General features: G+C 70.4%; 17 protein-coding genes. 9 read left to right on the top strand and 8 right to left on the bottom strand.

Going from position 1 to position 19635, the window contains the following annotated elements:
• Nucleotides 1-181: 181 nt before the first annotated feature.
• Nucleotides 182-1684 (top strand): plasmid pRiA4b ORF-3 family protein, encoded by a 1503-nt coding sequence (locus GA0070624_RS23720; RefSeq protein WP_218105268.1) that lies wholly within the window; start codon nucleotides 182-184, stop codon nucleotides 1682-1684.
• Between the two features lie 91 nt (nucleotides 1685-1775).
• Here GA0070624_RS23720 and GA0070624_RS35980 read toward each other — a convergent pair whose 3' ends face one another.
• Entirely contained in the window at nucleotides 1776-1913 is a 138-nt protein-coding gene (locus tag GA0070624_RS35980) for a PIN domain-containing protein (RefSeq protein WP_245718948.1), read from the bottom strand.
• A 277-nt stretch (nucleotides 1914-2190) separates the two neighbouring features.
• Complete coding sequence (locus tag GA0070624_RS23710) at nucleotides 2191-2400, bottom strand: type II toxin-antitoxin system VapB family antitoxin (RefSeq protein WP_091344738.1); 210 nt, start codon at nucleotides 2398-2400, stop codon at nucleotides 2191-2193.
• Nucleotides 2401-2582: 182 nt separating this feature from the next.
• Between GA0070624_RS23710 and GA0070624_RS34245 the strand changes: the two genes are divergently transcribed.
• Both GA0070624_RS34245 and GA0070624_RS34955 read left to right on the top strand, forming a co-directional pair.
• On the top strand, nucleotides 2583-3356 hold the full coding sequence (locus GA0070624_RS34245) for a VOC family protein (protein ID WP_141715149.1): 774 nt from the start codon (nucleotides 2583-2585) through the stop codon (nucleotides 3354-3356).
• 26 nt (nucleotides 3357-3382) lie between these two features.
• Nucleotides 3383-3652: a hypothetical protein gene (locus GA0070624_RS34955; protein ID WP_176731840.1), complete on the top strand. Its 270-nt coding sequence runs from the start codon at nucleotides 3383-3385 to the stop codon at nucleotides 3650-3652.
• Between the two features lie 34 nt (nucleotides 3653-3686).
• On the opposite strand, the gene GA0070624_RS23700 is transcribed toward GA0070624_RS34955, so the two are convergent.
• A complete protein-coding gene (locus GA0070624_RS23700) occupies nucleotides 3687-4103 on the bottom strand; it encodes a MarR family winged helix-turn-helix transcriptional regulator (RefSeq protein ID WP_091344735.1) in 417 nt (138 codons plus the stop codon).
• A gap of 79 nt (nucleotides 4104-4182) precedes the next feature.
• Between GA0070624_RS23700 and GA0070624_RS23695 the strand changes: the two genes are divergently transcribed.
• The 4 genes from GA0070624_RS23695 to GA0070624_RS23680 all read left to right on the top strand — a co-directional run bounded on the left by GA0070624_RS23695 (nucleotide 4183) and on the right by GA0070624_RS23680 (nucleotide 10174).
• A complete protein-coding gene (locus GA0070624_RS23695) occupies nucleotides 4183-5976 on the top strand; it encodes an ABC transporter ATP-binding protein (RefSeq protein WP_091344733.1) in 1794 nt (597 codons plus the stop codon).
• 66 nt (nucleotides 5977-6042) lie between these two features.
• The gene (locus tag GA0070624_RS23690) at nucleotides 6043-7062 is read left to right on the top strand and encodes an endonuclease NucS domain-containing protein (RefSeq protein ID WP_091344731.1); all 1020 of its coding nucleotides are present in this window, start codon (nucleotides 6043-6045) and stop codon (nucleotides 7060-7062) included.
• 273 nt (nucleotides 7063-7335) lie between these two features.
• Nucleotides 7336-8052, top strand: a complete 717-nt coding sequence (locus tag GA0070624_RS23685) for a DUF7008 domain-containing protein (RefSeq protein WP_091344729.1) — start codon at nucleotides 7336-7338, stop codon at nucleotides 8050-8052.
• An 883-nt stretch (nucleotides 8053-8935) separates the two neighbouring features.
• Nucleotides 8936-10174 (top strand): chymotrypsin family serine protease, encoded by a 1239-nt coding sequence (locus GA0070624_RS23680; protein ID WP_141715147.1) that lies wholly within the window; start codon nucleotides 8936-8938, stop codon nucleotides 10172-10174.
• Nucleotides 10175-10244: 70 nt separating this feature from the next.
• Here GA0070624_RS23680 and GA0070624_RS34240 read toward each other — a convergent pair whose 3' ends face one another.
• The 3 genes from GA0070624_RS34240 to GA0070624_RS34950 all read right to left on the bottom strand — a co-directional run bounded on the left by GA0070624_RS34240 (nucleotide 10245) and on the right by GA0070624_RS34950 (nucleotide 12051).
• Nucleotides 10245-11036, bottom strand: coding sequence for a hypothetical protein (locus GA0070624_RS34240; protein WP_141715146.1), 792 nt, complete (start codon nucleotides 11034-11036; stop codon nucleotides 10245-10247).
• A complete protein-coding gene (locus GA0070624_RS23670; protein ID WP_091344723.1) occupies nucleotides 11023-11538 on the bottom strand; it encodes a sigma-70 family RNA polymerase sigma factor in 516 nt (171 codons plus the stop codon). Before GA0070624_RS23670 ends, GA0070624_RS34240 begins: the two co-directional genes overlap by 14 nt.
• A gap of 279 nt (nucleotides 11539-11817) precedes the next feature.
• Nucleotides 11818-12051: a hypothetical protein gene (locus GA0070624_RS34950; RefSeq protein WP_176731838.1), complete on the bottom strand. Its 234-nt coding sequence runs from the start codon at nucleotides 12049-12051 to the stop codon at nucleotides 11818-11820.
• On the opposite strand from GA0070624_RS34950, the gene GA0070624_RS23660 reads away from it, so the two are divergent.
• The gene (locus tag GA0070624_RS23660) at nucleotides 12050-12514 is read left to right on the top strand and encodes a hypothetical protein (protein ID WP_176731837.1); all 465 of its coding nucleotides are present in this window, start codon (nucleotides 12050-12052) and stop codon (nucleotides 12512-12514) included. The two genes, GA0070624_RS34950 and GA0070624_RS23660, sit on opposite strands and share 2 nt — an antisense overlap.
• Before the next feature lie 31 nt (nucleotides 12515-12545).
• Here the strand turns inward: GA0070624_RS23660 and GA0070624_RS23655 are convergent, their stop codons facing one another.
• Nucleotides 12546-13469: a hypothetical protein gene (locus GA0070624_RS23655; protein ID WP_091344719.1), complete on the bottom strand. Its 924-nt coding sequence runs from the start codon at nucleotides 13467-13469 to the stop codon at nucleotides 12546-12548.
• A 166-nt stretch (nucleotides 13470-13635) separates the two neighbouring features.
• Nucleotides 13636-16479, bottom strand: a complete 2844-nt coding sequence (locus tag GA0070624_RS23650) for an AAA domain-containing protein (RefSeq protein WP_091344716.1) — start codon at nucleotides 16477-16479, stop codon at nucleotides 13636-13638.
• 158 nt (nucleotides 16480-16637) lie between these two features.
• On the opposite strand from GA0070624_RS23650, the gene GA0070624_RS23645 reads away from it, so the two are divergent.
• Nucleotides 16638-19568, top strand: coding sequence for a M36 family metallopeptidase (locus GA0070624_RS23645; protein ID WP_091344713.1), 2931 nt, complete (start codon nucleotides 16638-16640; stop codon nucleotides 19566-19568).
• The last annotated feature ends 67 nt before the right edge of the window (nucleotides 19569-19635 follow it).

Here is a 19635-nt window from a genome sequence, read left to right as displayed (position 1 = left end):
AACGCCCACCGCAGCGCGCTCACCGCCTGAGATCCTGGCGTTCCTCGTCGCCGCGGTCCGCCAGCGTGGTTTGTGCTCGGTGGCGGTGTGCCGGCCTGCCGTGGGACCGGTGGAATGCGGCAGACTGTGCGGCGTGAGTCCAGTGAGCCGTGGCCGTCGGCGCAACGGGAAGAAGCGATCAGTGCGAGGAGGCGGGCCGCTCGTCGTGGTCGGCGCGCCTGAGGAGTGCGACTGCCCGTACTGCGCCGGGGCGCAGCCCACGCCGGAGCAGATCGGCGGCCTGATCCCGCCGCCGATCGACATCGACGCCATGCAGGATCCGCTGGAGGTGGAGATCGTCGCCTCGATGTTGGTGACGATCGTGGCCACCGTAGGCGACGACTTCGAGCGGGCGTTGCGGGACCTGTTCGTGCCGACGTTCGAGGCGCAGGCCAGCCCGGAGGCGCGGGCCATGCTGGCGGGAATCGCGTCGGTTTACGACGGCGAGGTCAGTCGCGCCGCGACGGAGGGCGCCAGCCGACTCGCCGGTGCTGGCATCACCTCGCCACCCTGGCTGGCCGAGCTGGAAGCCCCGGTCACGATGCCGGACTGCTGCCGCTTCGCCGATTCGGCGGGTGGGACGTTCATGCTGGCTGCCCGGTTTCAGCGGGAAGGCCGGTCACATGTCGTCGCCGTCAGCGTGGACGAGTTCGACTGCGGCGCCGCCCGCGACATCCTGTTGATCGACGGGGATCAGTGGGAACAGGCGCGCGCGGAACTACTGTCCGACCTGCGCGCCGGTGGCGTAGACGTCACGGAGGAGAAGCTCCGGCCGGCGGAGTTCCGTCAAGCCGTGGAGGAGACGCTGGAGGCCCGCTCCGACCACGACCGCGACCGCGGCACCGAGGGGCTGGACGAACTCCTTGAGGAGGACGGCCCCGGCTACGCTGCGCTGGCCCTGCTGCTCCGCAGCCGGATTCGGACCCTTCCCGCGCCCCGGCAGCGCAAGCGGGGTCATCTGCACGACGGCGAACTGGACGTGGCTTCGATCTCCGCGCTGCTCGACCGGCTGCACCCGCCGCGACGGGGCGGTTCGATACCCACCCCACGGCGCTCCGCGGGCCTGCCCGCGAAGCGGAAGAAGTCCGACGGCCCAGCGCCCATTTACCAGATCAAGGTGAGCCTGCGGGGCGCTCGCCCACCGATCTGGCGGCGTCTCGAGGTGCCCGCGGACGTCAGCCTCGCCCGCCTGCACGAGCTGATCCAGGCTGCGTTCGCCTGGACCGACAGCCACCTGCACGTCTTCGAGACCCCGTACGGCAGCTTCGGCCGTCCCGACACCGACCTCGGTCACCGCGCCGCATCGCGGGTCACGATGGAACAGGTCGCCTCCGCCGTCGGAGACAAGCTGCGCTACACGTACGACTTCGGCGACGACTGGGAACACGACATCCTCGTGGAGAAGGTCCTCGACCGGGACGCGTCCGTGGCGTACCCGCGCTGTGTCGGTGGGCGGCGGGCCGCGCCGCCGGAGGACTGCGGCGGCGTGTGGGGGTACGCCGAACTGGTGGAGATCCTCAGCGACTCCAGTCATCCCGAACACCGGGACCGGCTGGACTGGCTGGGCCTGGATGATCCAGCGGGCTTCGACCCGGCCCGGTTCGACGCGAAGGCGGTGACCGCGGCCCTCCAGCAGGGGCGGTAGTGCCAGCTGCCCCGCATTCACCATCGTCGAGCGCCGGCCGCCGGCCGCCGCGAGCCCGGGAGGTCGGCCCGGAGTGGACTAGCGTTCCGCTTCAGTCAGCCGAGCCGGGAGCCATCACCCAGGCGGTTGGCTGCCCGATGATTGCCGTGATCATGTCGAAGCCATCGTCGTAGTGCAGCACGGTGGCGCCGTGGCGCTCGGCGGTGGCGGCGATCAGCAGGTCCGCCATCGACAGGGTGCGGTGGTTCCCTTGTGGAGCGCCTGGACCTGGACGTCGATCGCCCGATCCCAGATCTCGTCCGGCATGGCCAGCCAGCGGAATCCGCCAAGCAGCCAACGCGCGCGCTGCGCGTCCTTGGCCGTGCGGGCGCTGTGGATAACCTCGATCCTTACCACTCCGCACACCGCCGGCAGCCCTCTTTTGGACAAACTCGTCGAGCACGGGGCTACGGAGGGTTTCGGCCAACGGGCGAGCGCCGACTTGTCCAGGAGGTAAAGCTCCCGGCTCACGCCCCGTCCGGCTTGGCCGCGCCCGTTCCACCGGTCAGGTCGGGAAGTCCGCCGGTCTTGAGCCAGTCGGCAAACTCGCGCCGCTTTTTCCAATTGACCACCGCCGCAAGAGCGGCGTTGACAGTCGCCTTTTTCGTCGTGGTACACAGGATCTTCGACGCTTCCGCGAGCAGGTCGTCGTCAACGTCCAGGATCGTTCGTGACATGGTAGGGACCTCTCTGCCGGCAGCGAGTCAGCACCGATGATTTCAAGAATGCCCGCAGTTGATATCACTGCTCTCGGAGCGCGCCCGCCGGGCTGCATGGGAGCGGCATTACTTGGCTTGCGCGGAGCCATCGCGGCGCGCGTCCGGCCAGGAATTGTCCGAATGTGTGCCAGGATGGCGGCATGAGCACACCAAAGTTCCCCAAGGGCGCCCCGACCTGGGTTGACATCGGCACGACCGACGTCCCGGGTGCCGTCGCCTTCTACACCCGGCTCTTCGGCTGGACACACCTGGATTTCGGACCCGACGCGGGCGGCTACGGAGCGTTCCTGAAGGACGGCCGGCAGACGGCCGGGATCGGCCCGGCGATGGATCCGGAGCGCGGCACGTCCTGGGCGACCTATCTCGCTACGGACGACGCGACGGCGACCGCCGCCGCCGCGGAGGCCGCCGGCGCAAAGGTGATCATGGCACCGATGCAGGTGATGGACCAGGGCAGCACGGCGGTCCTCCTCGACCCGACGGGCGCCTACGTCTCGATCTGGCAGCCCGGCAAGCACCGCGGTGCCGAGGTGACCGGCGAGTCCGGCAGCCTCACCTGGGCCGAGCTCATGACAAGTGACATCGCTGCGAGCAAGGCGTTCTACACCTCCGTCTTCGGGGTCACGACCCGTGACGTGGCAATGGGCGGCGACGAGACCTACACGCTCATCGAGGCCGGTGGGCAGCCCGTGGCGGGAGCCATGCAGATCAGGCCCGACTGGGGCCCGATGCCCTCGCAGTGGAGCGTCTACTTCGCCGTCGACGACTGCGACGTCACCGCGGACCTGGCCATCTCGCTAGGCGCGACGGAGATGCTGCGGCAGGACTCGCCCGCCGGGCGATTCGCCACACTCACCGACCCGCAGGGCGGCGCCTTCTCGATCATCAAGAACGACCCGAACTTCTCCATGTGAACGTTCGGCGGCCGGCACTCCCGGGCGTGGATGGTCTGCCAGTCCCGCAGAGCCCGCTTGAGCCGCTCGTTCTCCTGACCGAGCAGGCGTACCTGCTGGAGTCGGATCTGGGCGCCGTGCAGGACGGACGGCTGGCGGATCTCAGCTTCGTTCGCGGCAACCCGTTGCAGGACATCCACAACGGCGCCAACGTCGAGATGGTGATGAAGAACGGCCGGGTCTACACCATCGATGAGCTGATCGGGCCGTACTCGGACGTCGACCTGAACGGCCGAGCCCAGGGCGAAGGGTGTTGATGATCCGTCGGCGACGACGGATCATCAACACCCTTCAGTCGCGCAGCGTACGCAGGATGCGGGCCAGGTCGGCGCGGTCGGCCGGGCTGAGATGACCGAAGAAGTGTTCCGCCTCGGCGTGGCGGGCGGCGCGGATCGCGGCGCCGACGCGGGCGCCTTCCTCGGTCAGCGCGACGAGCGTGGCCCGCCGGTCCTCCGGGTCCGGCCGGCGCTCGGCGAGACTCCGCTCCTGCAGACCGTCGACTACCTCGGTGGTGGAGCGCGGCGCGATGTGCAGGTGGTCGGCGAGCGTGCTGAGCCGCACCGGGCCGTGCCGCATCAGGACGTCGAGCGCCCGGGCGTGTCCGGGGTTGAGGTCCCACGGTTCGAGTGTCCGCCGGGACTGGTGGCGCAGTCGCCGGGCGACCCCCCAGAACGCCTCGGCCAAGCTCTCCTCGTCCTTTCCCCTCACCCGGAATACGGTAGCAGCACTTCCTGTTGTTCCCTCATAGTGAGGTAACCTCAGCATATTGACAGGAAGTGAGCACCCCTTGGAAGCACCCCGGGAGGGCCGCGGCGGCGGCCCGCGCACCGTCACCCCCGCCGAGAAGGCGCAGGCCCGCCAGGTCCCGCTGCGTCGCGTCGGCGCTCTCTTCGGCGCACACCGTCGACAGTTGGCCCTCGTTGTGGCGATCATCGTGGCGTCGTCCGTGCTCGCGATGGCGTCGCCGTTCCTGCTCCGTACCGTGATCGACCAGGCCCTGCCGGAGCGCGACCTGGCCCTGCTGAGCTGGCTGGTCCTCGGCATGGTCGGGGTCGCGGCCGTTACCGCCGTCCTCGGCGTGGTCCAGACCTGGATCTCGACGCGGGTCGGGCAGGAGGTCATGCACCGACTGCGCACGGACGTCTTCGCCCACCTGCACCGGCAGTCGATCGGCTTCTTCACCCGGACCCGCACCGGTGAGGTGCAGTCCCGGATCACCAACGACATCGGCGGCATGCAGACAGTCGTCACCTCCACCGCCACCTCGATCGCGGCCAACCTGACCACCGTGGTCGCCACGGCGGTCGCCATGGTGGCGCTGAGCTGGCGGCTTTCCCTGGTGTCCCTGGTGGTGCTGCCCCCGGCGATCTGGCTGACCCGCCGGGTCGCCCGGATGCGGCGGGAGATCACCACACAACGGCAGCGGGAACTCGCCGACCTCAACGTGACCATCGAGGAAGGGCTCTCGATCAGCGGCGTCCAGCTGAGCAAGACCCTTGGGGCCGGGCCCGCCCTCGTCGACCGCTTCACCGCCTCCTCGGCCCGCCTGGTCGACCTGGAACTTCGCTCAGAGCTGGCCGGCCGCTGGCGGATGGCGTCGATGAGCGTCATCTTCGCCGCCATCCCTGCGGTCATCTACCTCAGTGCCGGCCTGCCGGGCGCCGCCGGCACCCTCAGCATCGGCACCCTTGTCGCCTTCACCGCCCTCCAGGGCGGGCTGTTCCGGCCGCTGATGGGCCTGCTCAACGTCGGCGTCTCGGTGACCGCATCGCTGGCCCTCTTCGCCCGGATCTTCGAGTACCTCGACCTGCCCGTCGAGGTCGACGACCCGGCGCGGCCGGTCCCCGTCGACCCCGCCCGGGTGCGCGGCCACCTGCGCTTCGAGGACGTCACCTTCAGCTACCCGGGCAGCGACACCGCCGCCGTCGCCGGCGTCAACCTGGACGTCCCGGCCGGCACGAGCCTGGCCCTGGTGGGGGAGACCGGCTCCGGCAAGAGCACCCTCGCCGCGCTGATCACCCGCTTCCACGACCCGGCCGCCGGCCGGGTCACCATCGACGGCGTCGACCTGCGCGACCTGCGCCTGGCCGACCTGGCCGCCGTCGTCGGCGTGGTCAGCCAGGAGACCTACCTGCTGCACACCACCGTGCGGGAAAACCTCCGGTACGCCCGGCCGGGCGCCACCGATGCCGAGATCGAGGCCGCGGCCCGCGCCGCGCAGATCCACGACCTGATCGCCGCTCTTCCCGACGGGTACGACACGGTGGTCGGCTCCCGCGGCCACCGCTTCTCCGGCGGCGAGAAGCAGCGGCTGGCGATCGCCCGGACCCTGCTGCGCGACCCGCGGATCCTGGTGCTCGACGAGGCCACCAGCGCGCTGGACACCGAGACCGAACGCGCGGTGCAGCGGGCCTTCGACGAACTGTCCCGCGGGCGGACGGTGATCACCATCGCCCACCGGCTCTCCACGGTCCGGGACGCCGACCAGATTGCCGTGCTCGACCACGGCCGCATCGTCGAATCCGGCACGCACCAGAGCTTGCTCGACCGGCACGGCCGGTACGCGGCGCTCGCCGCCTGAGGCCTTCCGGCCGGCCAACGACAACCGCCGATCCGGCCGGGTACCGTCCGGGGAGGAGGAGGCGCTGTGGCGGAAGAGCTGCTGTTCACCGTGGATGGACCGAAGGCGGTACCAGCGCGTCGGATCTCGCTCGCGGAAGCGGGGCTGCTGGAGCGCCAGCATCTCCAGCAGTGGGTTATCGACCACCCCGAACTCATCGGGAATGGCGTAAAGATCGTGACGTTCGAGTTCGATCGGTGGGTCTCTGGCGCTGGCAGCGCGGCCGCTGACCGGCTGGACGTACTCGGTATCGATCGCACGGGTCGACTCGTGGTTGTCGAGCTCAAACGAGATAGAGCACCGGACACCGTGACGATGCAGGCCATCAACTATGCGGCCATGGTGCGGCGGTTCAGCCTGGACACCCTTGCTGATGTCCACGCCGCGTACCTAGGCGGGTCGACGACCGCTGACGAAGCGCTAGCGCGCCTGATGGAATGGGCTGAGGGGGTCTCTGACGAGACGCTGAGCCCCCCTCGGATCGTGCTGATGGCCTCGGACTTCGGCCCGACAGTCACCAACACCGCACTATTCCTGTACGAAGCGGGGATCGACATCCGCTTGCTTCGCTACCAGCTGTACGAGACTGCAGCGGGCGAGAAGATGCTCTCGGTCGCGCAGCTCCTGCCCGTGCCGGACGCGGAAGAGTTCATGGTGCGGCCCCGGTCGAGCAGCGCCACCCAGGCCGCCTCGCGTAAGTCCGGCGAGCGTCGAGCGGCGGCCGCGCAGCGGCTCATCGCGCACGAACTGATCCCCGACGGTACGTCGCTGACCGTCACCATGCCGAACCTTGTCGGCCAGGACCGTGACGCCATCAGAGCATGGCTGGATGCGGAGCCCGACCGGGCGCGGGTGCGCTGGTACAACGATCTGACCGCACCGGTTGAATGGGAGCACGACGGGCAGCGATACCGGCTGATCGGGCTGATCCGCACCATCATCGAGTCGGCTACCGGAAAACCACCGCAGGCTCAGATCTGGCCGACAGCGTGGTATTGCATCGACGACGGGAGAACCCTGAACCAGATCGCAGACCCTCTTCCGTAGCCATGATTCGGGCCAGACGTGCTGCAATCTGGGTGTCGGTCTCGACGCTGGCTGAGGATCCTGACGTCGGTCCCGTTGCGCCCCGATGCCTCGACGCGCGGGCGTCGCTGGCAAGCGCCGTGGCGGCGATCGAGGATGCGCTGCACCGGCCGGAGGAAAAGGATGGCGGTTACCCGCTGGTGCTGGTAACCGACGAGGGCGGCAGCGCGGCTGAGTACCGGGCGGTGGTGGAGCGGCGGATCGCGGTCATCGAGGGCAACCGCAAACATCGGGTTGATCGAGCGGCCGGAGTGCAAGCGGCGGTGGGCCACCGAGGGCTGGGATGCGATGCAGGCGAAGGCGCTGCGCGACTGGCTGCTGGACCGGTGCGAGGCGCGAGAGCTGTGGTACCACCACGTCGACAGGCTGGAGCAGCCGCGCCCGCTGACCACCGCCCAGCTCGCCGACGAGCTGCGCCGCGACGCCGACGTGCTCACAGTCGCCAACCTCTACGCGCCCGGTCAGGACCTCGGCAAGGTGGTCGCCGACCTGGTCGCCGACGAGCACGTGCCGCACCTGGCCGCGCTGCGCTACAAGGACTCCGGCCTGAGCAAGCGCGCGGACTGGGAGCACGTGTGGGACCTTCAGCGGCAGGAGCGGTTCGTGTCGTACCCGGGCGCCAGCCGCGACGGTGACCCGTCGCTGCTGGTCGGTTGGGCCGGCTGGGACCACCGCGAGCAGGCCCAAGCCCTCGCGACGCTGATCGTGGCCCGTGAGCAGGAGGACGGCTGGGCCGCCGACCGGCTGGTGCCGCTGGTCGCGGGGTTGCGCGAGATCTTTCCCTGGGTACGCCAGTGGCACGGCGAGTTCGACCCGGAGTGGGGTGCCTCGCCGGTGGACATCTACGCCGGCTTCCTCGCCGAGACCACCAATCGCCTACACCTCACCGATGAGGCGCTCACGTCCTGGCGCCCGCCCAAGGCCACCCGCGGGCGTAAGGCGAAGGCATGACCCCAAAAGGACAACTCACCCTCGATCGTTCGGTCTCAACCCCAGGGCTGCTCAACAGGAGCGGCCATGGGGGAGGCTTCAGCAACTGCGAGGTCCCTTATGACGGGCGATCAGGGCCTCCGACAAGCCGGATCATCCCAGATTGGGGGCACTTCCTCGTCCTCGATCATGAACCACGGGCGGGCCTTCTGAAGGGCCGAGGCTGACTGCGGATATCAACTGTTAGCGATTGCTGTGTCGGGGTGTTGGTGTAAGGGACGGCCATCGCGGGATCCGGTCTGATGTTATGCGGCGATCGGGACGGGGTCGCCTGGTTGTTGTCGTAATGGGCAGGCTGGGCGGGAATGAGGCGGGCTTTTGTTGAGCAGTTCCAGGCGCATGTAGCGGCGACCAGGGTGCGGATCTCCGCCCGTATCGAAGGACGCCGCGGTCGTCGTTCCGGGTAGGTCCACTCCCTGCCGACCAGCTCGCGGTGCCACCCGCCGCAAGGCGGCCGGGGTCACGAAGAACGTCGACCAGCGGGAACGAGGCAGCAGCCGCGACAGGGCTGACAGCACCAACCGGTCGACGGGCTAACTCGAGATCCTTGGACCGCTCGCCACGCAGGCCTTGCATTACGAGCCGCAGGATCAAGACGCAAGATCAGATACCGCAAGGAAAATCTGCTCGCCACCATGCCTCGCGGTTGGCTGGCCGGGCCGCACAAAACCGCACCCCAGGGGCCAGAACCGGGTTTCCCAGCGGGCACAAGCTCGGCCCCGCCCAACATCGTAGAGCCACTTTTTCCTCGCATTTCAGGCACCCGCCGCACACCGAACGGGGCAGCGGCAGCTAGTGGCCCCCTGTACATTGGCCGCAGTCTCGTCAATATAGGAGGGCATAAATGGCAGGACTGCGGCATTTCGCGGTCATCGTCGCAACGACCATCGCCGTATCACTAACGAGCGCGGGTGCCGCTCAGGCCAAACCCACTCCACTGACGTACCAGCAGATCGCCGCATTGCCCCTGGACGAGCAGGCCGTCATCCTCGATCCGTTGCGCGCATTGGCGAACGCGGCCGGCGAAGTCGGCAGGTCGCAGTGGGCGAGCGTCTACTCCGGCATCCAGATCGATGCCTCGGCCCGTACCGTGACCATCTACCTCACCGACCTGCGCGTCAAGTCGGCCTTCCTGGGCGCGGTGCGGAAGACCGACAAGGCGGTCGACCTCCGGGCCGCCCGCTTCGCACAAGGTGGCCACACCTTCGCGACGCTGACCGCGGCCAGTGATGACGTGCTGCAGCAGCAGAAGCAGATGGACATGAGCATCGAGAGCATCGCGGTCCCCTCGGATGGCAGCGCGTTGCACATCCGGGCGTACAACGTCGATCACGCCAAGCAGGCGCTGACGACGTCGTCGGTCACCGGCAGAAGTTCGCTCGCCGCTTCGGTGCCGATCGTCGTGGAGAACGCGACGAACGGCAGTGACATGTCTCGACTCCGAGACAGTCCGCAGTGGATCTCCGGAGCGGCGATCAGCCAGACCAGCACCAGCCAGGCGTCGGTCTACGCCTGCACCTCCGGCCTACCGGCCCGGCGTAACTCGGACGGACGATCGTTCCTGATCACCGCGGCGCATTGTTTTGGTAACGGCGTCACGGTGTACACCGGGTGGCAGAACGGCGGCCGCAACCGAATCGGTGTCGTCGCCAACCGGGACAACATCGACGATGCCATCGCGATCGACACCAGCAGCACCGGCACGACGGCCAGCCGCGAGTGGGACGGTCCTCCCGGTCCAATCGCGAACGTGTACGACGTGAGCGGCTCCGCGTACTCCTACAACGGTGACCTGACGTGCCAGGACGGCTACACCTCCGGCATCGTCTGCGGCCTGCAGGTGACCGACGGATACATCACCTGGACGGGCAGCAACGGTGTCAACCATCGCGGGGTCGAGGCCCACCAGGTCAACGGACAGACGGCGATCCGCGGTGGCGACAGCGGCGGCCTGGTGTTCGCGCTGCTCAGCGGCAATATCCGTCAGGCGCGCGGGATCAACAGCTGGGGTGGTGGCGATGTGATCCGGTGGTGCGAGGCCCCGTACATCTTCTCCACCTTCGGGATGTCGCTGGCTCCGTAGGCGAGCGACGTACGCGACTACGTGCGCAGTGCCCGGCCATGCCGGGCACTGCGCACGTCGGCGCACCACGTCATCGCGGGAAACCGGCGCGGCTCACCAGCAGGGGCGCGCCGAGCACGGGAATGCCCAACGACGTCTGCTGGGGCAGTTTCTCGACCGGCCCCTGAAGTACCACCACCTCGTACGACTGCGGTGCCGACCAGACCGCCGCCCAGCTCAGCGATGGGCAGAGCATATTGCGTGGACCCAGTTCCTGGGTGCTCGGGCGGTCGGGGGCGACGTCGAACCCGTAGCCGATGAGATCCACGCCCTGTGGCGTCACGTCCCCCGGCAGGTTCAGCATCGGCCCGCCGCCCACGATGACCCCGGCCCTGAGGTAGAGCACCTCGAACAGCCGCGGCGGGCTGGACACGATGTGCATGGGGGCTGCGGCCTTGAAGGTCACGGCGATGTCGGGGCCGACGTCGTCAGCGGATTTCCGGACCGAACTGATCGCCATCGTCAGGCCGGTGCGGCTAGTCGCGGCATCGGCCAGGACCAGTCGTTCTCCGCACATGTACACCTTGGGTGGTGCCCCCGATGGCGTCGTGGAACCCTGCGCCGATGGGCCGCTGGCTGGAGGCTTGGCTGACGCATCGCTCATGGTCTGACTTCCGTTCTCCGATCCACCCCTTACCCAGCTGGAAATCGCCACCAAGGCCAAAACGATTGCAGCGGTGCCTGCCGTCGTGCCGAGAACGGACCGGCGACGACGCCGGCGTCGAACCTTGGCGACGATGCTCTCCGCGTTGAACCCGAGCGGACCGGCCTCGGCCGCGACGACGGCCAGGTCGTCGCGGAGCGGCGCATCATGGGGTTGCATAGCCATCCTCCGTGGTGTGGTCAGGCGATCCCAGGTGATCGGCGAGCCGGATGCGAGCCTCGTGCAGGTGTCGCTTGACAGTGCCTGGGCTGAGCCCGAGGTGATCGCTGCTCTCCAGAACGGACAGGTCGAGGTAGTAGTGCAGCACCACGCACGCTCGTTGCCGGGGGGACAGCTCCATCAGTGCCCGGCGGAGGTCGCCGCGCAGGTCGGTCTGCGCGTGCTGGTCCTGCCGCGGTGACATCGCCGTCAGGGGCAGCAGGCGCTCCCACACTCGGCGGCGGCGCACTCGGTCGAGAAAGATGTTCAACATGATCTTGCGGACATACTGCTCGACCTGAGCGACGTCGGATCGCTGGGAGGAGGTGAACGTCCGGACGAGGGCGTCCTGCACCAGATCCTCGGCCTCGCTGCTGTTGCCGCACAGGAGATAGCCGTACCGCTTCAGCGCCGCACCACGCTGCTGCACGAGCTCTGTCAGCGCCCGGTCCCACGCGGCCACTGCACCACCTCCTTGACGGTCGTCCCAGGTCACCAATGCTGCCCGCCATTAGGACGAACTAGCACCCTCGCCGGTTGGGGCCAGCGAAGAAGTCTTTCGAGGGGAGTGTCAGGTTAACGGCGGCCGGCGCCGGTCGGGTCGAGGCTCGTCAGCGCCATGTAAACGTCTGCCAGCAACGGCGGAGGACTTACGGCGGGCCATTACGCAACCCCCGGTGGGCGCCGGCACCGCCGAGCGATCGGTACGGTAAGCAGCATGTCTTCGCCCACCCCTGCACCGCTACTCCGGGAGTTCATCGAGATCCCGGAGCGCACGAGCACCAGCGACTTCGTGCTCAAGGTCGCCGACAGTGTCGCCGACGCCGACGCCGACGCCGACGCCGACGCCGACGCCGACTCCACGCTCCGCGACTACGTCGTCACGGACCGGCTTCTCGGCAACTTCGACGAGGCGCTTGCTCTGAATGACCGGCGGTGCACCGCAGGGCCTGTCGTACCAGATGGTGTGGGCCATGCGCGAGGTGCTGCTCGGAGCCGATCCGCCGGTCAGTCTCACTCAACGGGCCGTCACACGGTTGGCGAAGCTGCGTGAGGAGGCGACGTCCTGGGTGCACCCGGGCGGCACGGTGATCGTTCGGGACCGGGAGGGCGAGGTCCGGTGGTGGACCTGGGCAGCTTTCCGCGCCAACGCCACTCTGGTCGCCACTCTCGGCGAGCTGGCTGATCCCACCCAGCGTTACGACGACGCGTCCATCCGGCTGCGTCCCGACCTGGACCGGGAGATGTGGCGGGTGGCAACGGGAGACGCCGTGGGTCGGATTTGTCTGCCGGACGTGACCGAGCAGGCCCTCGCCGGGCTCAAGTTCAGCGCAGCCCTGCCCGCGCGGCTGGCGACCGCCACGCTCGCGGCGAGGCTGGCGGACATCGAGTCCGCCGCAGCGGTCCTCCAGGAGCCCGCCAAATTCGCCTACCTGTGAGAACCCCGCCGGTCGAGGTGCCCAGTTCCGGTCAGGCTGATCGGGGTCTGGCCGAAGAGTCGTCCGTTGATTTCGAATCGTCCGCAGGCTGGGGCGCTTCTGGGGGCTTCCCGTCGGGCCCCTGCTTCGGGATGTCGCCCGATGTGGCTCGTCCGAAGATGTCACTGTCCCGCAGCGTTTCCCGGAACAGATCTTCGAGTCGCCGCAGGGTTGCCTTGTGCTCGGCCAGCAGGTGCTCCACGTCGCTGGCCAGCTTCTCGTTCGTCCGCTGTCCGCCGCCAGTGGCGAGGCTGCTGCCAAGATTTTCCAGGACCGTAACCACCTTCCGGCTGAGCTGCTCGGCGTACTCCGCTCGCCGCTTCCGTACGTCGAATTCAGATCCGATTCTGATCAGCTGTTCCCAGTAGGGCATGGCGATCCGCATGACCCGCTCGTCGGGCCGCACACGGACCTGCGGTACACACTCCACCACCCGGTCGCCCTGCGGGTAGTGCCATGGGACTTCCTTGAGGAGCACCTGCTGCAGCTTCGCCTCCAGTCCGGCCGCACGGTGTGGTGCGAACCTGCCGGCGTGCTCCGCCGCGAGGTGCGTCAGCCTTCCGATGACGTCCGGCATGTAGTAGTGCGCGTAGCCGCTCAGCGCCTCCCGCCGGAGGCGGTCGGATGACCAGGTGAAACTGGCATCGACGGTGAAGTTGAAGACACCATCCTGAGCGGAAACGCGGATCGGCGCCGGCGCATCGCGCCGTTCGGTGTGCCGGCGGGGCGGGGCTGATGATTGCCAGACCGACGGTCGGCGGTTTTCCTCCTCGTGCAGGGCGTTGACCATCCGCCTCCAGAGCTCACGCACATGCCGCCAGAACGTGACTGCGCCCAGCAGGAGCGCCTCTGACCGGTCGCCCAGTCGTCGCCACCGGTCGGCCGATTTTGATTCCTTGCTGGAGGCGTCGGTCACGCCACCTCCCTCGTAGAGACTCCGGCAGTTCCGGCGCGCGGTCCATTCCTTACGATAACCGGGCGTGACCGATTTGTCGGCAGTCGCGCCCTGACCGACGCTTGGCATCCAGATATTTCGACAAATCCTGTTATTAAAGATATAAACCGCACTCCGGGCGGTGAGTTTACGGTCTCGTCATCCGAGAGGTGAGGTCGAGGGCGGCCCGGATCGGGTCGTCCGACCAGCGGCTGGCGAACACGTCGTACAGGTGCCACCCGGCCCGCAGCAGCGTGCGCTGCCGCTCCACGTGCGCCGCGACCCCGTCCTGGTGCACCCCGCAGATCACCGCCACGGCGTCCGCATCCTCGCCCACGCAGAGATCCACCCGCCACCGACCAACCGGGTAGCCCGGTCGTACCGGCAGCCCGAGCCGGCGCAACTCCTCGGCCAGCGCGCCGGTCCACCCCGCAATCGGGCCGTCGGTGTCGGCTGCGGCGGGTGGGCGGGCGGCGTACGAGAGGTAGTCGCCGACCAGCCCGTCGGGGGACCGCAGCGACGTGACCACCGTCAGGTGCCGCCTGGCCCGCGTGACCAGCACGTTGAACAGGTTCGGCTCGGCCACGAACCGGTGCCGGGACGGCGGGTCGTCGTCCACCAGTCCGAGCGACGCGATCACCACCTCCACCTCGCTGCCCTGGAACGCGTGCACCGTGCCCGACCGCAGGCCGAGGCGTTCGATCTCGTCGACGTCGTATCCGGACAGCAGTGCCGCCTCCACCGCGTCCGCCTGCGCCCGGAACGGACTGACCACCGCGATCCCACCCTCGGGCGGTCGCGCCGCCAGCCCCCGGACCAGGTCCAGCACGGCGTCCACCTCGGCCCGGTTGACGCCCTCGACCACGGCCGCGTCGGCCACCGTCACCACGTCGATGACGTCGGCTCGCTCGTTGCGCGGGTGCCGGGTGACCAGCTCCAGCCTGCCGTCATAGAACCTTCGGGCGGAGAACCCGATCAGGTGCGGCGCGGACCGGTGGTGCTCGCCGAGCCAGGTCACCGGCGCCGCGCCGGCCGCCACGTCGAACGCGCTCGACCGCCGCACGTCGAGCCGGTCGGCGAAGCGGTCCAGGCCGTGCCGATGCAGCGTCGCGGCCACGTCCACGTCGGCCACGAACGACACGAACCGAAGCTGCCGCGGATCACCGGCGACCAGCGCGCGCCGCGCCCGGGCCAGCACCGGGGCGGCCCGGAGTTGGTCGATGTGCGCGGCCTCGTCCAGCACCACCAGGTCGAACATGCCGGCCACCGGCGGCAGCAGGTCCTCGACGTCGGCCACCGTGCCCACCCACAACGGCAGCGCCCGTACCAGCGCCTCGGCGTCCAGCCCGGCGAGCAGCTCGCGACGGCGATTCCGGCCGGCCCGCAGCGCCGCGCCCAGGCCGCTGGCGGCGCGGCGCGCGTCCGCCGTCCACCGTCGGGCGCTGGTGGCCCGGTGCCGCATGGCCGTGCCGACGGCGGCGGCGAGCGCGTCGTCCGCCTCGGTCAGCGCCCGCCAGGCCGGCGCCAGGTCCGTGCCGCCGGTCGCGGCCAGCCGCGCCGCCGCCCGTACCGCGGACGCGGCGTCCACCGCCGCGCGCAGCCGCTCCACCGGTACGTCGGGACGGGCGCCCGCCAGCCGCCGGAGCCGCCCGGCGGCGCGCGCCCGCCGCCAGCGCCACCACCACCCGTCACCGGCCCGGGTCGCGCCGGCCAGCGCGGCCCGGACCGCCGCCAAATCGGTGTCCGGCTCGAACGCCGCCGGGGCGTCGTGGGTCAGGGCGGGCAGCAGCGGCTGCCAGCCGGGCAGCGTAGCGGCGAGTCGTTCCTCGTCGAGGGCCGCCACGATCCCGGCGCGGACGGCGGCGACGCGGTCCCGGGCCGCCGCCACGGCCGCGGCGTCGGCCCCGAGCAGCGCGTCGTCCGCACCGGCCGCCGCGCCCCCGGCCAGCTCGGCGGCGATCGCCTCGCGCCGCTCCGCGTCACCGAAGAGCACCGGGGTCGGCCCGGGATGGCGGCGAAGCAGCTCGCCCAGCACGTCCGCGGCGTGCACCGACTGCGTCGCCACCAGCACCGATCCGCCCCGGTCCACCGTGTCGAGCGCCGCGGCGACCAGAGTATGGCTCTTGCCGTTGCCCGGCGCCCCGGAGACCACCACCACCGGTTCCGTCCGGGTCCGCCGGACCACGTCCCGCTGCGCGGAGTTCAGCGGCAACGGCGACAGCACCTCGTCGCCGTCGGCCGGCTTGTCGTGGTCGAAAACGGTGCCGGGCGCCTCCCCCACCACGGGCGGCCGGCCGTCGAGGGTCGGTGGGTGGACAGTCGTGATCGGGCCGCCCGCGCGCCCGGCGGTGTCGACGTACAGCCTGCTCAGCGCCGTGCTCGCCAGCCCGGGACGGCCCGCCCAGCTGAGCAGGGTGTCCCGGAGCCGACCGGCGAACACGTCGCGGGTCACGAAGATCGCGGCGGCGGCGACGCCGGTGAGGACCGCGTCGTCGGTGCTCCGCGGCGGCTTCGAGACGACGGCCTGCACCTTCAGCCCCGCGGCCTCGGCGGCGGCGGTGATCCACGCGGCGGTGCCGGCGGCCGTCAGCCAGCCCGGCCCGGCCAGCCCCGGCGCGGCCTCCAGCCGACCGGCCAGGTCCCGGTCCTCGATCAGCGAGGTCAGTTCGAGATCCCCGGCCGGGACGACCCGGTAGCCGCGTCGGGCGCGCTCCAGGCGTACCGGCTGGGCCAGCAGCGGCAGGCGGACCCGCCGCCGCCCACCGTCCACGTCGGCCCCACCCACCAGGAAGGCCAGGCCACGGCGGAGGATCCGCTCGTCGCGGTGCAGCGCGTCCAGCGCCGCCAGCCGGTCCAACCGGGCGCCGCGCGGGCCCCGGTCCGGCTCGGGCAACCAGACCAGCGGCCGGCCGGTCCCGGACACGTCGAAGACCCGCTCGGCGCCGGCCGGGGCCAGGTCGGCGAGCGCGGACAGGATCGTGGCCGCCTCCATCGCCGGCGATTCTGCCGTACGTCCAGCACGGGGCCCGCGCGCCACGGTGGGTGGGCCGCATCGAGATTTGAACATTTGTGGATGTTCGGCCAGTGCCGACGGCCGCGCTGACCTGGTCGGATGGCAGGACGGACATCGCCGTTCGAAGAGGAGGGACCGTGCGCACACCATCCCGTGCGTTGACGGGGACCACCGCGCTGCTGCTCGCGGCCGGGCTGGTCCTGACCGCCGGAGCCAGCGGCCAGGCAGCGCCCCATGAGGAGACCCGCACTCAGGCCCAGCCCGGCCACCTGCCGGGCGACACCCACGACAGCAAGACCGAGGACAACCGCCAGGGGCGGATCGCCCCGACCGACCGACAGCGCGACCGGGCCGCCGCCCTCGGTGCCCGGGCCCGCTGGACCACCTTCGGTACGCCCGCGATGCTCACCTCGACCGGCCGCCCGCTGGCCACCGGTCTGCCCGCCGACCCGGCCGCGGCGGCCCGGGCCTACGTGGCCGCCAACCGGGACCTGCTCGGCCTGACCGCCAGCGGCGCCGCAGCCCTGGAGCAGTTGACCGTCGCCCCGATGGGCGACGGCGCCACCGTCCTGTTCCGCCAGCGCTTCGGCGACCTGCCGGCCGCGGTGGACGGCGTCCTCGCGGTCGGGGTCCGCGACGGCGCGGTGTGGCACGTCAGTTCCTCGCTCGCCCGGGACGCCGCCGCGCCGGCCCCGGCCACGCTCACCGCCCAGCAGGCGGAGCGGGCCGCCGCCGCCGACGCCGGTGTCGCGAACCCGAAGATCCTGCGGACCTCGCTGGTCGCGGTGCCGACCGTCGACCGGGGCTCGCGGGCCGCGTACGAGGTGATCTTCGGCGCGGACCTCACCGGGGCCGACCCGGCCGCCTTCTCGACCTACGTGGACGCCCGGGACGGCAGCGTTCTGGTGCGCGAGGACCTGGTCGACCACGATGCCGACGACCCGGAGTGGAAGGTCTTCCCGAACTCACCGTCGACCGACCACTCGTCGGCCGACACCCGGGTGCGCTGGTGCTTCGGCGCCGCGGGTTGCGACGAGACCGTCGGCACCTCCGCGTCCTCCCTGCCCTGGGACGTCGACCCGGCCACCGGGACCGCCACGCACACGACCAAGGGCAACAACGCGATCGCGGTGCACAACTGGTTCAGCAACGACCCGTTCAGGGTGGGCACCGAGACCGCGACGCCGCGGCCGGACCGGAAGTACGCCTACCCGTGGACCAACCAGTGGTACGAGCAGCAGTGCAGCCCGGACACCTTCACCTCGCCCAAGGCCAACGACATCGACGCCGCCCGGGCCAACCTGTTCGCGATGCACAACCGCATGCACGACTGGTCGTACCACCTGGGCTTCACGGAGGCGACCTGGAACCTGCAGCAGGACAACTTCGGCCGCGGTGGCCTCGGCGCCGACGCGGAGCAGGGCAACGCCCAGGCGGGCGGCGTGAGCGGCGGCCCGCCGAACTTCGCGGCCCGCGACAACGCCAACCAGATCACCCCGGCCGACGGGGTCGCCCCGATCACCAACATGTACCTCTGGCAGCCGATCGCCGGCTCCTTCTACGCGCCCTGTGTGGACGGTGACTACGACATGTCGGTGATCGCCCACGAGTACACCCACGCGATCAGCAACCGGATGATCGCCGGCCCGAACGCCGGGGTCAGCTCGCCGCAGGGCATGAGCGAGAGCTGGTCGGACCAGCTGGCGATGGAGTACCTCTACGAGCACGGGTACGCCCCGGCCGGCCGTCGCGGGTTCACCATCGGCGAGTACGCCACCGGTGACCCGGACGTGGGCATCCGCAACTACAACATGAGCGACAGCCCGCTCAACTACAGCGCGATCGACTACGACTTCGTCGGGCTGCAGGTGCACGCCTCCGGCGAGGTGTGGAGCGCCACCAACGTCGACATCCGCGCGGCGATGATGCAGCGGTACGGCGCCGGTGACGCGGCGCTGCAGAAGTCCTGCGCCAACGGCGCGACGCCGGTCACCGCCTGCCCGGGCAACCGGCGCTGGATCCAGCTGGTGTTCGACTCGTTCCTGCTGATGGCCGTCAGCCAGGTCAGCATGGTGGACGCCCGGGACGCGATGCTCGCCGCCGACCGGATCCGCTTCGGCGGGGCCAACCAGGACCTGCTCTGGAACGCCTTCGCCAAGCGCGGTCTCGGCGAGGCCGCCGCCAGCAACGGCAACGGCGACGTCAACCCGACGCCGGACTTCACCTCGCCGTACGCGAACGAGGCGAGGCTGACGTTCCGGTCGGTGCTCGACGACGTGGCCGTACCGGGTGCCCAGCTCTTCGTGGGTCCCTACCAGGCCCGGGCCGTGCCGGTCGCCGACACCGACCCGGCCACCGCGCTGACCGACCAGGTGAGCCTGGTGCCCGGCACGTACGAGTTCATCGTCCGCGCGCCGGGACACGGACACGTCCGGGTCGGTCCGGTCACCGTCAAGGCCGGTCAGGTGCGCGACCTGCCGGTGCAGGTGCCGGTGAACCTGGCCTCCGAGGCCAGCGGGGCGGCGGTCAGCGGTGACGGCGTCAACCTCGTCCGGATAGCGGATGACGACGAGGCGACCAACTGGGCCTCCCTCGGCAGCCCGGTCGCCGGCCGGCAGGTCACCGTGGACCTGGCCGGCGGCGCCCAGCAGGTACGCCGGGTCCAGGTCAGCGCGATGCTGCGCCCGCCGGTCACGGGCGACCCGGACGCGGGGACGCAGAGCCGGTTCTCCGCGCTGCGGCAGTTCCGGGTGCTGGCCTGCGAGGCCACCGGCACGGTCACCTGTGCGGACGCTGCGGACTTCCGCGCCGTCTACACCAGCCCGGCCGACGCGTTCCCGTCGGTGGCGCCCCGGCCCCGGGCGCCGGAGCTGATCATCCGGTCCTTCGACATCCCCCGGACGAGGGCGACCCACCTGCGCATCGAGGTGGTGACCAACCAGTGCACCGGCGCACCCGACTACGCCGGTGAGCAGGACGCCGACCCGGGGGCGGACACCGACTGCACGACCGCCAGCGTCCAGGCGAACAACGTCCGGATCGCCGAGTTCCAGGCGTTCACGCAGTAACCGGTCCCATCGCGGCGCCGCGGGTGGCGGGTCCTCGCCCGTCCACCCGCGGCGCCGCGCCGCTTCG

Source organism: Micromonospora rhizosphaerae (genome assembly GCF_900091465.1).
Lineage (GTDB): Bacteria > Actinomycetota > Actinomycetes > Mycobacteriales > Micromonosporaceae > Micromonospora > Micromonospora rhizosphaerae.
This window is presented reverse-complemented; position numbering and strand designations above follow the sequence as displayed.